Origin of the sequence: Psychrobacillus sp. NPDC058041, from assembly GCF_042885655.1 — a bacterium.
GTDB lineage: Bacteria > Bacillota > Bacilli > Bacillales_A > Planococcaceae > Psychrobacillus.
Genome location: NZ_JBHVRO010000004.1, coordinates 36551 through 53331, shown reverse-complemented (window position 1 = coordinate 53331; position 16781 = coordinate 36551). Strand labels below are relative to the sequence as shown.

17 protein-coding genes and 1 pseudogene are annotated in these 16781 nt (G+C 34.3%); 5 read left to right on the top strand and 13 right to left on the bottom strand.

What is annotated here, in order from left to right:
* Window positions 1-328 precede the first annotated feature (328 nt).
* Window positions 329-904 (bottom strand): DNA-3-methyladenine glycosylase I, encoded by a 576-nt coding sequence (locus tag ACFVR1_RS07740; RefSeq protein WP_387583291.1) that lies wholly within the window; start codon window positions 902-904, stop codon window positions 329-331.
* A gap of 755 nt (window positions 905-1659) precedes the next feature.
* On the opposite strand from ACFVR1_RS07740, the gene ACFVR1_RS07735 reads away from it, so the two are divergent.
* Window positions 1660-2304 (top strand): alpha/beta hydrolase, encoded by a 645-nt coding sequence (locus ACFVR1_RS07735; protein ID WP_387582584.1) that lies wholly within the window; start codon window positions 1660-1662, stop codon window positions 2302-2304.
* A gap of 32 nt (window positions 2305-2336) precedes the next feature.
* On the opposite strand, the gene ACFVR1_RS07730 is transcribed toward ACFVR1_RS07735, so the two are convergent.
* Window positions 2337-2798 carry an ankyrin repeat domain-containing protein gene (locus ACFVR1_RS07730; RefSeq protein WP_387582582.1) on the bottom strand — a complete coding sequence of 154 codons (462 nt, stop codon included), beginning with the start codon at window positions 2796-2798 and terminating at the stop codon, window positions 2337-2339.
* A 218-nt stretch (window positions 2799-3016) separates the two neighbouring features.
* Window positions 3017-3640 (bottom strand): FMN-binding negative transcriptional regulator, encoded by a 624-nt coding sequence (locus ACFVR1_RS07725; RefSeq protein WP_387582580.1) that lies wholly within the window; start codon window positions 3638-3640, stop codon window positions 3017-3019.
* Between the two features lie 124 nt (window positions 3641-3764).
* Here ACFVR1_RS07725 and pdxR point away from each other — a divergent pair, with 124 nt between their 5' ends.
* Window positions 3765-5144 carry a MocR-like pyridoxine biosynthesis transcription factor PdxR gene (gene pdxR / locus ACFVR1_RS07720; RefSeq protein ID WP_387582577.1) on the top strand — a complete coding sequence of 460 codons (1380 nt, stop codon included), beginning with the start codon at window positions 3765-3767 and terminating at the stop codon, window positions 5142-5144.
* 72 nt (window positions 5145-5216) lie between these two features.
* On the opposite strand, the gene ACFVR1_RS07715 is transcribed toward pdxR, so the two are convergent.
* From ACFVR1_RS07715 to ACFVR1_RS07675, 9 genes and pseudogenes are all read right to left on the bottom strand, one after another.
* Window positions 5217-5855, bottom strand: a complete 639-nt coding sequence (locus ACFVR1_RS07715) for an O-methyltransferase (protein ID WP_387582574.1) — start codon at window positions 5853-5855, stop codon at window positions 5217-5219.
* A complete protein-coding gene (locus tag ACFVR1_RS07710) occupies window positions 5842-6228 on the bottom strand; it encodes a hypothetical protein (RefSeq protein WP_387582571.1) in 387 nt (128 codons plus the stop codon). The genes ACFVR1_RS07715 and ACFVR1_RS07710 overlap by 14 nt, the downstream gene beginning before the upstream one ends.
* A 202-nt stretch (window positions 6229-6430) precedes the next feature.
* Entirely contained in the window at window positions 6431-6928 is a 498-nt protein-coding gene (locus ACFVR1_RS07705; protein WP_387582569.1) for a DinB family protein, read from the bottom strand.
* A 462-nt stretch (window positions 6929-7390) separates the two neighbouring features.
* A complete protein-coding gene (locus ACFVR1_RS07700; protein ID WP_387582567.1) occupies window positions 7391-8299 on the bottom strand; it encodes an ABC transporter ATP-binding protein in 909 nt (302 codons plus the stop codon).
* 23 nt (window positions 8300-8322) lie between these two features.
* The gene (locus ACFVR1_RS07695; RefSeq protein WP_387582565.1) at window positions 8323-9516 is read right to left on the bottom strand and encodes an ABC transporter permease; all 1194 of its coding nucleotides are present in this window, start codon (window positions 9514-9516) and stop codon (window positions 8323-8325) included.
* Between the two features lie 12 nt (window positions 9517-9528).
* The gene (locus ACFVR1_RS07690; protein WP_387582562.1) at window positions 9529-10647 is read right to left on the bottom strand and encodes an ABC transporter; all 1119 of its coding nucleotides are present in this window, start codon (window positions 10645-10647) and stop codon (window positions 9529-9531) included.
* A gap of 370 nt (window positions 10648-11017) precedes the next feature.
* A pseudogene (locus ACFVR1_RS07685) lies at window positions 11018-11296 on the bottom strand (DinB family protein); the annotation flags it as partial.
* A gap of 23 nt (window positions 11297-11319) precedes the next feature.
* Window positions 11320-12714, bottom strand: coding sequence for a dihydrolipoyl dehydrogenase (lpdA, locus tag ACFVR1_RS07680; protein WP_387582559.1), 1395 nt, complete (start codon window positions 12712-12714; stop codon window positions 11320-11322).
* 288 nt (window positions 12715-13002) lie between these two features.
* A complete protein-coding gene (locus ACFVR1_RS07675; protein WP_387582557.1) occupies window positions 13003-13605 on the bottom strand; it encodes a TetR/AcrR family transcriptional regulator in 603 nt (200 codons plus the stop codon).
* Window positions 13606-13848: 243 nt separating this feature from the next.
* On the opposite strand from ACFVR1_RS07675, the gene ACFVR1_RS07670 reads away from it, so the two are divergent.
* The 3 genes from ACFVR1_RS07670 to arsC are packed head-to-tail and all read left to right on the top strand — an operon-like array spanning window position 13849 to window position 15937.
* Window positions 13849-14193 carry an ArsR/SmtB family transcription factor gene (locus tag ACFVR1_RS07670; protein ID WP_387582555.1) on the top strand — a complete coding sequence of 115 codons (345 nt, stop codon included), beginning with the start codon at window positions 13849-13851 and terminating at the stop codon, window positions 14191-14193.
* Window positions 14193-15503: an arsenic transporter gene (locus ACFVR1_RS07665; protein ID WP_387582553.1), complete on the top strand. Its 1311-nt coding sequence runs from the start codon at window positions 14193-14195 to the stop codon at window positions 15501-15503. Before ACFVR1_RS07670 ends, ACFVR1_RS07665 begins: the two co-directional genes overlap by 1 nt.
* Window positions 15504-15517: 14 nt before the next feature.
* Complete coding sequence (arsC, locus tag ACFVR1_RS07660) at window positions 15518-15937, top strand: arsenate reductase (thioredoxin) (RefSeq protein WP_387582550.1); 420 nt, start codon at window positions 15518-15520, stop codon at window positions 15935-15937.
* A gap of 287 nt (window positions 15938-16224) precedes the next feature.
* Here the strand turns inward: arsC and ACFVR1_RS07655 are convergent, their stop codons facing one another.
* Window positions 16225-16728, bottom strand: coding sequence for a GNAT family N-acetyltransferase (locus tag ACFVR1_RS07655; RefSeq protein ID WP_387582548.1), 504 nt, complete (start codon window positions 16726-16728; stop codon window positions 16225-16227).
* Between the last annotated feature and the right edge of the window lie 53 nt (window positions 16729-16781).

Genomic DNA, 16781 nt, shown 5'->3' with positions numbered 1-16781 from the left:
TTATTAGTAGTTTTTAGTACGAACCCTGGTCTGAGAATCCCCTCCGTCTTAGGACGGATTTTTACATGCCATTCCATCTCACATCAAGAGGTTCCTCCTCATAACTCTTCAAATAATTGTTCATACAAGGATAATAAACTATATTTATGAACTGAATATGAACTGAAATGAACAATGAGGTTTGTTGCATTTGCAAACGTAAAAGGATGAGTATTTGTTATAAGCCACTAAAAAACGGAGTATGAATCTCCATGCGATTTATACCCCGAATTTCTATGTTATTCAATATTTTACGTTAGGCTCTTAAAATTTTATAATGCACTAAAATTTATTTTTTGACTTCGATATGAGAAGGGTGACAAAAGCACTCCAATGTATGGTCATTCACCATCCCTACAGCTTGCATATAGGAATAACAAATTGTACCACCTACAAATTTAAATCCATCTTTTTTCAACCGTTTGCTCATGTTGTCGCTTATTTCATTCGAAATAGGAACTTCTTTCATATTCTTCCAATAGTTAATGACGGGTTTGTTATCAACAAAGATCCATATATAATTAGAAAATGAACCATATTCTTTTTGGATCCTCAAAAATGCCTTTGCATTTGTTACGACGCTTTGAATCTTCAGCTTATTCCGTACGATACCAGTATCTTCTCTTAATAATTGCAATTTTTCATCCGTATAATGAACAATTTTTTCTGCTTCAAAATTATCAAACGCTTTTCGATAGTTTTCTCTTTTTTGTAAAATCGTCCACCAGCTTAGACCCGCTTGTGCTCCTTCTAGGCACAGCATTTCAAATAACAGCCGATCATCATATACAGGCACTCCCCATTCCTTATCATGGTACTCCAAATATAAAGGCTCTTTTGCTGTTACCCACGTACATCGCTCAATCATTTGTAAATCCACCCCATTTTCTTATAAGTTTTTAGATTACGTTAGAAGTTAATTTCTCTTGTTAAAAAAAAGTTAAACATATACTCGAAGTCCCGTCTGAACACATTAATAGAACCGCTTGATGGTTGTGAATCAAACGTTCAAAATAGATAGTAGAAGCCTCTATAACTTCTTCGTTAAAATAATACCACACATACGTTCTATAAAAATACTAAAATAGATTCCCACAAATATCGCATATCAAATAACATTTCGTTATTTAAAACAACTATATTAGGGGAATTATACTTTTTCACCTTTAAGTTATTAAATTCAAGCACCAATTAAAAGTGTTATTCCATTGTTATTTAAATAGTTAATATGTTCAAAACGATCTATAAAACCGATTTCTTAATTAAGGTATTAGAAACCTAAACTAATGTGACGGTTCGAGATATAAGGCCGACACTGGAAAAATGATAATTTAAAAATATGTGCCCTCAAAACATGAAGTGAAATTATTTGTAAGCATTAAATTCTTAAAGAAATGTTCTATTTACTTCCGAGTTACTTCTTCTATTCTGCAATTATTATAGAAAATCCTTCTAGTTGTACACAAAATAACATCCTGTAAAGACAACACGAATTTAATAGTGGAAATTAAGTGTCCTTGTAACTCGTGAAATCATCCCCGCTATAAAGAGGATGATTATTTTATAAAAGACTCAATATAATATGTTAGAATATTATAAATATATCGGGAGGGGTCAATGATGAAAAAAAATAAAAGGAATGTACAAACTAATGATAATGTAATTAGCTATACACATATTGAAACGGGGTCCAAAACAATTTGCTTTATGTTTTCAGGTTCTGGTTACAATTATGATAAACCTTTATTTTATTATGCAACTATGAAAATGCTTCAAAACAAAATTGATATCGTTCATATTCATTACTCCTATGGAGAACATATATTGAAAACAACTCTCGAAGAAATATCCAAAACAATGGTGGATGATATTACCCCAGTCATTTTGGATGTTCTTAAGAATGGTCAATATGATGAAACCATTTTTTTAGGTAAATCAATTGGTACAATTCCAATTGCTAATCACTTTATGAAAAGAAATGAATTTTCAAATTCAAAAATGATTTTACTCACTCCATTGTTAAATTACGATTCGATTTTTAATTCAATTTTGAATAGCGAACATCAAGGGCTTTTAGTCATTGGAGACAAAGACCATCACTTCGATTCAAATCAAATTGAACAATTAAGTAACTCAAAGTTAAAGATAGAGGTTATCCAAAATGCAATTCATTCCTTGGATATCGTCGATTCTGATACAACAAATTCAATATTAACTTTATCAAGGGTAGTGGAAAAACTTGAGGAAACATTAAAGGCACTTTAGCAAGATAAGAGGATGGGATTATATTGATGGAGTTAAGAAGCACCCTGCTCTCTTAGAAAAATAGCGACTTCTTCATTTCCATATTCGTTTGCAAATGAGAGAGCAGTATTTCCATCGTCGGTTTTTGCATTCATATCTGAACTTCTTTGTACGAGAAACTTCACGGTATCTATTTGGTTGTAACAACTAGCGATTATTAAGGGAGTAGTATCGTCATTAGACTTAATTTCAATATTAGCACCATTGTCTAGAAGATATTCAACGATTTGTATATTACCATCAGCAGCTGCTTGATATAGTGGTGAAAATCCGTCTACGTCTTTTGAATTTATATTGGCACCTACAGAGAGAAGTAGTTTAATAATATCTAGTTTACTTTCCTGTGTAGCCCAGTGAAGAGCAGTATAACCTCTATCATCTGTTTCCTTAACGTCTATTCCGAAACGAATAATCCTCTTTACCTTTTCTAATTGACCATTATAAATAGCCCACACCATTTCCCCTCTATACCTCTTTTTTCATTTTGATTCTTTTTTTCATTGTTATGTTCTCCTATATTCCTTATGTTTTATAGGGTTTCTTATACTTACTGACACTTTAGACAAAAAAAGGCGTTACTTTTGTAACGCTCAATTAATTCAACGAAATTGGTGTCAGGTGCAGGCTCCTAGAATTCAAGATTATGCGAGAAGCCGGCCCCTGATATACATGATTATCCTTCACTTCTTAAGCTCTTTCCCATCACTGTGGCCATCTGTTGGGAGTTAATATCTTCTTCCGCATGCAGTTCCTTTACGATATTAAGATAATCCTTTTCATTACGATTTTGACTCAATTTATAGGCAGCTTGAATTTCTTGTACTTTAATTTTAAATCCGACAATCCCTTTTAATTCTCTATTTAAAACTTCCGGAGAAAGTTTTTCCCATAAAACTGGATTTTCTCGATGACTTTCATATTTTTTAAGCATTATGGTTAGCTCTTGTTTTAACTCTTCTTCATTCAAAATGTTAGCAGTTCCATATATATGGACTGCCTGATAATTCCATGTCGGCACATTTTCATGCTCATACCAAGAAGAAGATATGTAAGCATGTGGTCCTTGAAACATAACGAGTACACCCTCCCCAGTATCGAATGTTTTCCACTGTGGGTTCCCATAAGCCATATGCCCAGTTATATAATAATCATCACCAATTTTATTAAATCCTAAAGGTAAATGAGTCGCGATTGGTTTACCTTGTTTTGTTGTAACAATCGTTCCAAATGAATTGTCTTGCACAAAACCCTTAATTTCATCAAAATCTGTTACTTTATAATATTTAGGTACGTACATGATTGGGTCCTCCTTGAATTTCACTATTGTGATATGTCCTACATTCTGAGTTAATAGTAATATATGAACTGACACATAAAAAGATACAGTTTCAAATATATAAACATGTCAAAGGAGATCACAAATGAAAAATACCATTTTTGCATTTAATTCAGACTCTCCAAAATACAAACAAATCTATGAGCAGTTTAAATTATTTATCGAGAGAGGCGATATACCACCTGGTGAGCAATTACCCTCTATTCGAATGCTTGCAGACTCCCTTCAAGTAAGTCGCAATACGACATTAATGGCTTACGATCAACTTGTAGCGGAAGGCTATATTCACGGAGAAGGGAGAAAAGGTTATTTTGTAAACGAATTAGAGGCACTTTTAGTTCAAAAAGCGTTCATTTCTCCCAATAAAGAGGAAAAGGAGTCTGAGACGCCTGTACTCATTGATTTTCGAGCAGGTGCAGTTGATCAAACACATTTCCCCGTAAAAGTTTGGAGGAAAATTTCTAATCAAGTCTTAACATTACAGGAGAACTTTCAATACGGTGAACCTTTTGGTGAGACATGTCTACGTGAACAAATTGCCACATACTTACTCCAATCTCGCGGGGTGAAAACAGAAGCAAATGCCATTATTATCGGTAGTAGTACCCAACAAATGCTTATCCATCTTGGGCATTTACTGAAGGATAATTTCCCAAGCATTATCGTAGAGGATCCTGGCTATGATGGTGCTAGAGAAGCTTTTCAGTTTCATCGTTTTTCACTTGAAACTTTACCTGTATATGAAAGTGGTGCTGATTTTTCACTATTAGAACAAATGAAATCACAAGTAATCTATGTAACTCCCTCCCATCAAAGCCCTATTGGGGTAAGTATGACCATCCAGCAACGGCAAACACTTATTCGCTGGGCTACCAAGAGAAAAGGATATATTATCGAAGACGATTATGATAGCGAATTTCGCTATACACAACAACCATTTCCTGCTCTCGCTTCCATTGATTCAACAAGAGTCATTTATCTAGGGAATTTCTCAAAGTCCTTTCTTCCAGGAATTCGATTAAGTTATATGGTACTGCCACCGTCATTAATAAATCATTATAAAGATCAATTTCTTCCATTCGAGAGTACCACTTCCCTTCTTCACCAGCTTACAATGGCTAAATTCATGGAAGTTGGAGAATGGAGTCGACACATAAAACGCATGCGGCTTGTTTATAAACGAAAAATGCAGCACTTAGTATCCTTATTAAAAGAACAATTCGAGCAAAGAATAACCATTATTGGCGAGCAGTCTGGGTTATACGTATTAGTTAAAGTACACCAAAAGCGTTCAGAAGAATGGTTAATTGAGCGCGCTTCCTTTTATGGGGTGAAAGTGTATCCTACTTCACTTTATTTCATTAAAAACAAAACTAGTGAACCAATTATAAAACTTGGATTTAGTAATCTTTCTTGTGATGAAATCCAGCTTGGTGTAGAGCTACTAAAAAAGTCTTGGTCATAAAAAATACCCCTTAATCGTTAATTATATCTAGTGATTACGGGGTATTTTTGTTATAGACAAACTAATACTTTTTTATTTCTTTACTTTTGAAATAGTCATCCCATCACCGATTGGAATAATAACAGATTCTAATTGAGGATGATTAGCCACAGTTTCATTAAACTTCTTCATTAAATCAGTATAACGTTTAGGTTTAACCTCCTGGTCTGCTACACTACCGCCAGCAAGTACGTTATCAGTAACTATTAAAGCACCGGAATCCGCAAGCCTAATGCAATAAGCCAGATAATTTTCATAATTTTCTTTATCAGCGTCGATAAAGAAAAAATCAAATCGTTTATTATCTTCAATCAGTTTATCAAGGCTGTGCAAAGCTGCACCGATAATATATGATACTTGATCGCCAAAACCGGATTTCGATAGATTGCTATGTGCTAACTTTGCGTATTTCTCCTCTAATTCAAGGGAAGTTAATTTTCCTTCTCTACCAAATCCTCTTGCAAGACAAATTCCGCTATAACCTCCAAGAGCACCAATTTCAAGAACATTTTTAGCCCCTGAAATTGAAATAAGCATGGTTAGAAGTTTTCCAGAGGAAGGAGATACCGATATGGATGGCATTCCGTTTTCTTCAATGGATGAAATGACTTCCTCCAAAATTTTATCCCGTTTATGAAACACTGAATCAATATAGCTGTTAATCTGTTTCATTCAATTCATTTCCTTCCTCACTATTATCTAAAAACTCTTTAGTAGCCGAAACCGAATCTTCTACTTTTTCATTATTATCGGGTAGATCCGTTATTTCACTTTCATTTATTTCAAATAGTTGAGTAAATTCATTAATTACCATATCAATGGCCTTTAGTTCCCCTGCTAAAACTTGAGTAATAGATTGAAACTCTGGTTTATCTAGCTGCTCCATAATGGTTGAACGCTTAAGATTTAGCCTCTCTAAAAAAGCAATTGCCCTACCTCTTCGAAAGGTTTTTGGTCCATGTTGTTGTGACCTATCTCTTCCTCTGTAACGCTCACCACGATGATGTCCCTCACTCTTAAAGTCCTTCATTTTTTCGTTTCTCATTATAATCACCTTTCATCGTATACATTTGTATACACTCAATTAATGAATTTATTGTATACAAACGTATACAAGTTGTCAATATTCTCTCCAGCGAAACATTGTTCCTCTGAAATCACAAAAATAAAAATGTTCCCTATGTTACTTACAACTCCAATACTATTCTGAATAGTACTCAAATTGTTTGCATCACAGGGAACATTATTCAAATAGTCATTTTTATCTCTTTTATTTGTTCTATGTGTCGTTGTTCATGTAAATAAATCTGTTCAATCCATTGATCCAGAGGTAATTCACCTAAAGCAGGATGCTTCATGGATTTCTCCGCCAAAATGGATTTATCTTCTATCGTATCAAGAAAAGTTATCAATCTTTTTCTCGAGTCACTTAACAAGTCAATTATTTGCTGTACATCAAATGGTTCTATATTTGGTTCAACGATCGCTGGAGCTTTAAACTTTTTCGTTCTATCTAATAGTATTATCTGAATTGGTTTATGTTCTTTTTTAGTACTATCTTTTAATCCCCATGCAATAGCTTTTATAGATGCCTCTTCCACTAAAACTAAGTGATGGCACACTTGTGCTATACTCCACGTATTCATATCAGGCTTACCATTAAATTGAGCATCGCTTAATGAAGTAAGCTCCATTACTAGGTTATTTCTCGTTTCATACAAATTGTCGGTAACTATTTTATCCATGTGATTTCTCCCCTCACTTTTCTGCTCTCATTCATATTATAAGTTTAGTAGCTAATTAATATTCTTCTCTTGAATTTATACCTCTGTTAATTGCTACGCTAGGAACCAAAACTATCTGCATCGGCGACTTCTCCGGGAATAGCAGGAACGTAGTGACCCTAGATATTACAGAGGGCGATTTTTATAAACGCTTATTTGCGATTAGCAATTCCAATAAAAATTTAGATTTTTCGAGAGTATGTATGGACTTGATTTTTGAATCAAATAATTATATTTGGTACGTGGGTGTTTTAAATTCAGTTAACTCTTGCTGCATGAGATAACCTAATAAACCACTTGTCCAATTCCTAAAGACATTAAACCACCTAGTAATAGAAATTAATAATTTTCGGTGCCAGGAACCCAAGCTATTTAGAATTGTGGTGGTTCCTGGCACCCAAAATGAGATCTCTCTCTTTCACCTCATCCTTCTTGATAATACTTGGAATACAAATCGGTTAATGTTACTTTTCCAAAACTAAACTGTGTTATTTGATTTTCTTTAAGAAATGCCACAACATTTCCTAATTCCCCTGAATCAAATCCACGTACATCTATTAGAGTGGCGCCATTCGGTAAGTGTTGCACGTTTATTTTTGAAAACTTTTTTGATATCTTTTCTTTTAGCATATCCGACACTTCTGCTACCCGAACGGTTGTGATTTCCTTTTCTTCAAACTCTGAAGATAGGGTATTTACAGGTATTAACTCTCCATTTTTTATAAAGAAAATGCGATCCGCATACCTCTCTAGGTTCTCTAATAAATGAGAAGCTACAATAATCGTTTTTCCTTCAGACTTCTTTTTAACTAATATTTGTGAAATAAGCTCGACATGAGTTGGATCTAATCCATTCATCACTTCGTCCATTAACATAACTTGAGTATCCGAGACAATTTGCATCGCAAAACATAGTCTTTGGCGCATACCCAAAGAATATTTCCCTGTGTGCTTATTTATATAGGACGCCATTCCTAATTCCTTTATTGTACTATCAATCAATTTTGGATTACTATTCCACATAGAAGAATAAATTTTTAAATGCTCTTTTCCCGAAATATGATTGTATAAGTCACTTTGATCGGGCATCATGGAGACTAGTTGATGAATTTTCACTTCATTCTTTTTATTTGTATATTCTATCCAACCATTTAAAATGACTTTACCGCTTTTTGGATTGATATAATTCATGATGACATTCATAAGCGTTGACTTCCCCGTCCCATTGGGAGCCACCAAACCAATAATTTCTCCTGGATTGAACATCTCAGAAACATCTTTTAAAATGACTTTACCTGAAAACTGGACGCCAATACTTTTTAATTCAATCATATTTTCCCTCCATCCCTATGAAACTAAAATAACTTAAACTTTCTATGATGACTAATCAAGAAAGTAACGAACAGAAAAATACATGTACACAATCCTATTATAAAAAGTCCAGTACCAACTGTAAGTCCATCGGTAACATAAAGAAAGTTCCGATGTCCTGAAATGATCTGTCCTACTTGAACATAACTCGTTGGATACCACTGAACGTCCCTATAATGACCAATCCCTCTAACGTAGTACATAAATTCAGCAACAACAAACACGCAGCCTACTACTAAATTTGCAAACTCGTTTTTTAACGTCACACTTACAATTAGCAGCAAAGTAATGATGAATAAAAACCAGAACATCATGAATATCATGTTCTCTATTAAATATTGCCACATCATTATATTTGAAAAGATTTTTTCACTAGAATTATAAATAGGAACAGGCAACTTAAAATCACCAAACCCGTTTCGAGCCCCTATTATCAATAGACCTACGGAAAGTGGGATAATCGCTAGAATACTTCCCAGTAAGGAAACTCCCCCTTTAACTATCAATTTTCCCCAATCTGAAAGTGGCAAACCTTGTAACAATGTTGGATTCCGTCGATCCTTCATCACAATATCCACTGTGAAAAGTATACAGCTAACAAGGAGGATGAGCGGCAGATAAGCGTTTAACAAGCGTTGCAATGTTTGTAACGCAGTTCTTTCCTCAAAAACGTTTATCGATAAATTTGATTTCCCTTCTGTATATCCTTCGAAACGACTTGCAGAATATAAATACGCATAGTGCCCATCGGCCCTTGCATAATTATTTCCATACGTGTAATAACCAGGATTGTAGTATAGGATATCGCTTCCCCAGTTAACAATTATGTTGTCAGAGTACGTATACCATTTAAATGTAGCCTCCGCATAATCATCTAGGTTGCCCTGTTTGATAGCGTCTAATCTTTTTTTATCGTATTTATTCCATTCAGGGTATATCCCAGCAGCAAATCTTACATAATAGTTCGTCCATTCATTAATCACCACATGTTTTAGAAATTCATCCCTCGTTAAATACCGTGCCTCTATTTCACTTACATCTACTTTTTCGATAGGATCATATTCCGGAGATATTTTTAGTGCATAATAACACGAAAAGAAAAGTAGAATGACATAAATCGCGATATTCTTTTTATTGCTCATAAATTGAAAAAACTCTATCTTAAAATACTCGCTCATTATCTCACTCCCTTATACTTTTTTTAGTTTCCCAGTAGTCAAAAATAACTTTACAGCGACTACCAATATGACAATACTTATCCCGATATAAATAAGTCCATATGTGCTATTTAAGTCTACTGGTTTGGCAAGGTCGAGCATTTGTCCATTCAATACACTAGAAAAGTTAAAATAGTTAAATGGATTAAACGGGATAAGATTCATCATGCCTGGAAATAACATAGGAAAAACATACAATAACAGCTGCACAAATAGCGTCAAATACATATTCTTCAACAAAACATTCAATATTACGGATAGAAGTATAACAAAAATAGAAATTAAAACCATGTAGAGTATAGATACACCTAAATATTTATATATAGGGTAAACATCAAAATCACCATTAAAAATAGCGATAGGATAAGAAGAGTTCCCTAATCCATCCAAATAAATTAATGGCAGGCTGCAAACAAATAGCTCCAAAAGAAATACACCTACTAGGAGCATGGATGAAATACATTTGGCTATAACGTACTTATCAAACGATATTGGATAGCCTTTAATTAAAGAAGTATGCCGGAATTCTTCTACCATGATCCCAGATGAATAAATGGCTATGAAAACAAACCAAACGGAGCCAAGTACACTAAATAGATAAGCAATAAACGGAAAAAAAGACAATGGATTCGTGGATAAAGGAATCTCAGTTTTCTTAATATATTGATAGAATATACTATCTAATTGATTTTCCCTTTTAGAAGGTAGATTACCTGCAACCTTATCAAATCCATCCATTTCGAATGCCTTAGCTCTTAAATTTGCAAAATCTATCGCTGTATCCAAAAACAATTCTGGTAGATCCATTCTTATCGACATACGTTGCTTAGCTACTAATTGTTGCTGGAGGACTAAATTCTTATATAGTTCGCTACCTCTCCCTTTTGGAGAGGCGTCTACATTTTGAAATTTATTCAACGCTGAAGAAAGCGATTGGTATTCAATTGATTGTTCTTTTATTCCGTTTCCTAAATCCTCTGTTTTTACAAATAAAACCATGCCAAAAACAAATGCTGCCACGGCAATACAAGTAAAAATATTTTTTTTATTAGATTTCTCTAAAATAAAAAAAGTCTTTAAAATTTTCCACATAGGCATCCCCCAAGTAAAGCCATACTTGTAAAAAGTAGACTTTTCAAATTTCTCTATTATAATCAGTAATAAGACTTGTACCATTTCATATAACCTTCATTTATAGCAATGCGGGAAAATTACTATTCTTGTAAGAGAAGGATATGTAAAGTTAATTAGCAAATACAATGTCTCTTCCAGCCGTAATAACGGAAATTTTTTTCTAATATATCATCAAAAACAACTGAATTTTCAGTCAATTTTGGTTATTCTTTTTCCTTTAGACATAAAAATACCTCTTTAGACAATCATATCTAAAGAGGTCAAAAGAGGCAACTTTATTACAAATATTTAAATTTTATCCAATAAAATTATTTTTATAATCATAGTTTTAGTGACTCACATCTAAAAGTAATTTTATTTCTTTTATTTGCTCTATATGTCGCTGTCCATGTAAATATATATGTTCATCATTGATCGAGAGGTAATTCACCAAAAGCTGGATGTTTCATTGATTTTCCCGCCAATATATCATCTTCTAAGGCGCTAAGAAAAGTTACCGAATTTTCCCTCAAATCGTTTAACAAATTAATTATTTGCTGAACTTCAAATGGTTTTGCATTTGGTTCAACATTTTTGGAGCATTAATCTTTCTCGTTCTATCCAATAATGTAAGTATGCGAAATATATTCATTATACTTTCACAACATGGATTGGGTTCCCTAAAATTATCTCAGCAGCTTCCATTGTAATCTCACCTAAAGTTGGGTGAGCATGGATTGTTAATGCGATATCTTCTGCAGTCATACCCGCTTCGATTGCAAGAGTCATTTCAGCGATCATGTTAGATGCACCAGCACCTACGATTTGAGCACCGATTAATACGCCATCATCTTTACTTGCTACAAGTTTCACAAAACCTTCTGGTACATTTAAAGCTAATGCACGACCGTTTACTGCGAATGGGAATTTCGCTACTTTCACTTCAATACCTTCTGCATTTGCTTGCTCTTCATTGTAACCAACAGTTGCAAGTTCTGGATCTGTAAAGCATACAGCTGGGATTGCTAAATAATCTACGGATGAATTTTCACCAGCGATTGCTTCTGCAGCTACTTTACCTTCATAAGAAGCTTTATGCGCAAGTTGTGGACCAGACACGATATCACCAATTGCATAAATGTTTGGCATGGAAGTACGGCATTGTTTGTCTACTTTTAGTAAACCGCGTTCTGCAAATTCGATACCTACTGCTTCAAGACCCATCTCATCTGTATTTGGGCGACGACCTACAGTTACTAATACATAGTTAGCTTCTACTGTTTTTTCTTCTCCGCCAACTTCATACGTTACAACTACGCCGTTTTCATTTTCTTCTACGCCCTTAGCTGATGCGCCTACCACAACTTCTACGCCTTTTTTCTTTAAGCCTTTTTTCACAACTTGTGTCATTTGCTTTTCGAAACCAGCTAAGATGTCTTTGCCACCTTCAATGATTGTTACTTGAGAACCTAAGTTAGCGTAAGCAGAACCTAGCTCAGTACCGATGTAACCACCACCGATGACAACTAATTTTTCTGGTACTTCTGGTAAAGAAAGTGCACCAGTTGAGTTGATTAAGCGATCAGTGAATTTGAATGTTGGAATTTCCACCGGACGAGAACCTGTTGCAAGGATTGCATTTTTGAATTTGTAAGTTTGTAGGTTGTCGCCATCGATGACACGTACAGTGTTTGCATCTACGAAGTATGCTTCGCCTTTCACGATATCGATTTTGTTGCCTTTTAATAGACTTTCAACACCACCTACTAATTTAGAAACTATGCCTTTTTTGAATTCTTGCACTTTTGTCCAGTCAAGTTTTACTTCTTGTGCAACAACACCCATATCATCTGAATGCTTTACTTGCTCAAAACGATGACCTACTGAAATCAGCACTTTTGATGGTATACAACCGACATTCGAGCAAACTCCTCCTAAATACTCTCTCTCTACAATCGTTACGTTTTGCTTCATTTGAGTAGCGCGAATAGCTGCCACATATCCTCCTGGACCTGCACCAATTACAAGCGTATCAATATACTTCATCTACTTTATCCCCCTCATTGTTTACTATAAAATGAAAAACGTTATCCCAAAAATATTTATCTTTTACACAATTATGGTGACCTCTAGTATCAACTTTAATTACTTGTTTAAAGTTGCTATCATGTAATAGGACATCCACATTTGAAATCGGAAATTTTTTTTTCTTGAATAGAATGTATGGCAAGAGCTGGAGACTGTTGATTTTTTAATATTTTCTCGAGACACCATTCTCTTCTAGCTCTTAAAAAGATACCTTTCAGTCTCTTTTAAATTATAAAAAAGACGGCTTTATTGCCGCTCAGTAGCAATCATTGAAATATATTGCTTCAAATTATTTATTATGATCTTCGTTATTTGCCCATTTTTCTTTAATCGGTCTAATACGAGTCCACCTTCAAGAGTTGACACAATATATATCGCAGTGTCGTATGGCTGTAATGACTGATTTAACTCTTGATGCCTAATACCATCCTCTATAATTTTTACCATCCATTTTATCATCATATCCATTGCTTCATTAATCGATGGCAGTAACGTACTCACCCCTAAATCATCCATTTCAATGGCTGCGTTAAAAATAGGACACCCACCTACTATCGGTTCTCCTTCACTTAATTGTAAAAATGCCTCCACAAATGCGATTAATTTGTCCGTTGCATTATCGTGTTGTGAAACACTCGTCATTAAATGATTACGCATTATTTCGGTAGAAAAATGAAAAGATTCCACCATCAGCTGTTCCTTATCCTTAAAGTGTCGATATATCCCCCCTTTTTGAATATTCGTTTCCTGAATAATGTCACTCATTGATGTTGTCATGTAACCTTTTTTGTTAAAAAGCGTAGCTGATTTTCGAATAATATTACGCCTTGTTAATTCACCTTTGTTCATTTTCACCCTCCAAAAAGATACCTTTCAGTCTCTTTTAATATGAAGGAAGTCGGATACGAAGTCAAGAAATTTTAACAAAAATTAAATACAAGACTGTATTGGACCGACAAGTCTGCAAAATGCTTTGCTATTTAATCCTATTCACAAAAATTAAAATAAACAGTTGCAATTAACATATAAGCAAATTATTATATAAGTAAATCGTTATATACTAATATTCAAATAGGGTAAGGAGGGGCTTTCATGGAATTATCAACAATTGAAATAGAAAAAGCTGCAACAATATTAAAATTATTGGGTGATAAAACAAGGCTTACAATGCTTAAAATGCTGGATTCTCATGATTATTGCGTTTGTGAATTCGTTGAAATATTTAAAGTAAGTCAGCCTGCTATTAGTCAACATTTACGGAAGTTAAAAGATGTTGGGTTGGTGCGTGAAACAAGAAGGGGCCAATGGATTATCTATTCACTGAACAAGGAAAGTGATGTTTTTCCACTCGTACAAAACTTGATTCATCATCTTCCAAACCAAGATTTTAAACTACATGAATTAGAACAACAGGGATTACGTATCTCATGTGAATAATGGAGGTTAGTATTTTGTCACCAGTAATTTTGGCATCAATGATTTTCTTAGTAACCCTTATTTTCGTTATATGGCAGCCTAGAGGTTTGAACATCGGTTGGTCCGCCTGTGGAGGAGCTATTATTGCACTGTTAGTAGGAGTTGTTGAATTTAGTGACGTTGTTGAAGTAGTAGATATTACTTGGAACGCAACATTATCTTTTATCGCGATCATCTTAATTTCTTTAATTCTAGATGAGATTGGATTATTTGAATGGGCTGCTTTACATATGGCAAGGGCTGCCAAAAGTAACGGTATTAAAATGTTCGTTTATGTAAGTGTTTTAGGAGCAATTGTCGCGGCCTTTTTTGCAAATGACGGGGCTGCCTTAATTTTGACGCCAATTGTTTTAGCGATGGTTCGTAATTTGAATTTTAAAGAGAAAATGATCTTCCCATTCATTATAGCGAGTGGGTTTATCGCAGATACAACCTCTCTACCACTCGTGGTTAGTAACCTAGTTAACATTGTATCAGCGGATTTCTTTGATATTGGCTTCGTGGAATACGCTTCACGAATGATTATTCCTAACATATTCTCACTGATAGCAACTATCAGCATTTTATTATTTTATTTTAGAAAAAGCATACCAAGAACATATGATTTATCTAAGCTTAGAGAACCAAAAGATGCAATTAGGAATATAAGAATGTTCCATCTTTCTTGGTATGTTCTTGCTATATTGCTAGTTGGTTATCTTATTAGTGAATACATTAATATACCAGTTTCCATTGTAGCAGGAATAATAGCTATTTCCTTTATCGTAATGGCAAGAAGAAGTAAGGCTGTTGATACAAGAACAGTAATAAAAGGAGCTCCATGGAATATTGTATTTTTCTCTATTGGTATGTATATTGTCGTTTATGGGCTAGGGAATGCAGGGCTTACAAGTGTGTTAGCTGGCATAGTTGAAGAAGCTGCAAAGCAAGGGTTGTTTGTAGCAACGATGTCAATGGGATTCATTGCTGCTTTCCTTTCCTCCCTAATGAATAACATGCCAACCGTTATGATAGATGCATTGGCAATTGCAGAAACGAATACTTCTGGAACAATCCGTGAAGCACTTATTTATGCGAATGTTATTGGTTCTGATTTAGGACCTAAAATTACACCGATTGGCTCACTTGCAACGTTAGTGTGGCTCCATGTTTTATCACAAAAAGGGGTAAAAATCTCTTGGGGAACTTACTTTAAAACTGGTATTGCCCTAACAATTCCAATCTTATTCCTTACATTATTCGGACTTTATATTTCATTATTATTTTTCTAAAGGAGACTTCAATTATGGAAAAAAAAACAATCTACTTTTTATGTACGGGAAATTCATGCAGAAGCCAGATGGCGGAAGCTTGGGGAAAAAAATATTTAGGTGATGAGTGGGAAGTTTTAAGTGCAGGTATTGAAGCACATGGTTTAAATCCTAATGCTGTCAAAGCCATGTGTGAAGTTGGTATTGATATTTCAAATCAAACTTCAGATATTATCGATATAGAAACGTTAAATAACGCGGATTTCGTGGTCACACTTTGTGGAGATGCAGCGGATAAGTGCCCAATAACACCACCTCATGTTAAACGGGATCATTGGGGATTTGACGATCCTGCTAAAGCGGTCGGGACTGATGCCGAAAAATGGGTAACTTTCCAACGAGTTCGTAATGAAATTAGAGACAGAATTAAACATTTTGCTGAAACCGGTGAGTAATGTATAAATAACCTTGAGAGTTTTTTTTTGGTTCTCTTTTAACTAATAAAAGTATATACCTAATGGATTTAATAGTTGGCGAAATAATAATGCAGAAGTCCAGTTTTCGTAAAAAGTTTAATTGGTATCATCTTATCAGATGAACTTGGGTTGAATGTTTCATTAAAGGAAAATACAAACAACTATATTAAATCCCTCCTTTTTAGAAGGGGGGATATTATATTACCTTGTTCAACTAAACTTCCCAATTAGCCGAACAAGGATCACACTTTTCTCTAATATAAAGATTACTCTTCTAATCCAACTAACAAGCTTCTTCTTTCTAATAAAACATTGTCTCTCCAAATACCATTTATTTTTCCAATTCTTTCTCGAATGCCTACCACTCTAAAACCATTTTTCTGATGTAAATGAACACTACCTTTATTTTCTAGGAAGATTACAGCTTGTAAAGTCCAAAACCCTTGTTCTTCAGATTTCACAATCAAATTTTTCAATAGTAAATCACCGACACCCTTTCTTTTTGCGGAAGGATGCACATAAATACTAACTTCGCCTACACCTGTATAAGCCAATCGATCTGATGTTGTTGACAATTTACACCATCCAAGGGTAGTGTTTTCTTCATATACAATTAAAGTGCATTCAGGGTGTGCTTTTAAGATCCATTGTTCATAGGAAGAAGGTACTTTCGTTTCAAATGTAGCTAGACCTGTGGAAATACCCTCTTTATAAATATTTTTAATTTGATCCCAATCGTCTTTCGAGGCATTTCTAACCATATAATTCATGTCTTAATCCCTCCAAAATAAAGATATTTATTGCAATTTTATATTTAATAATT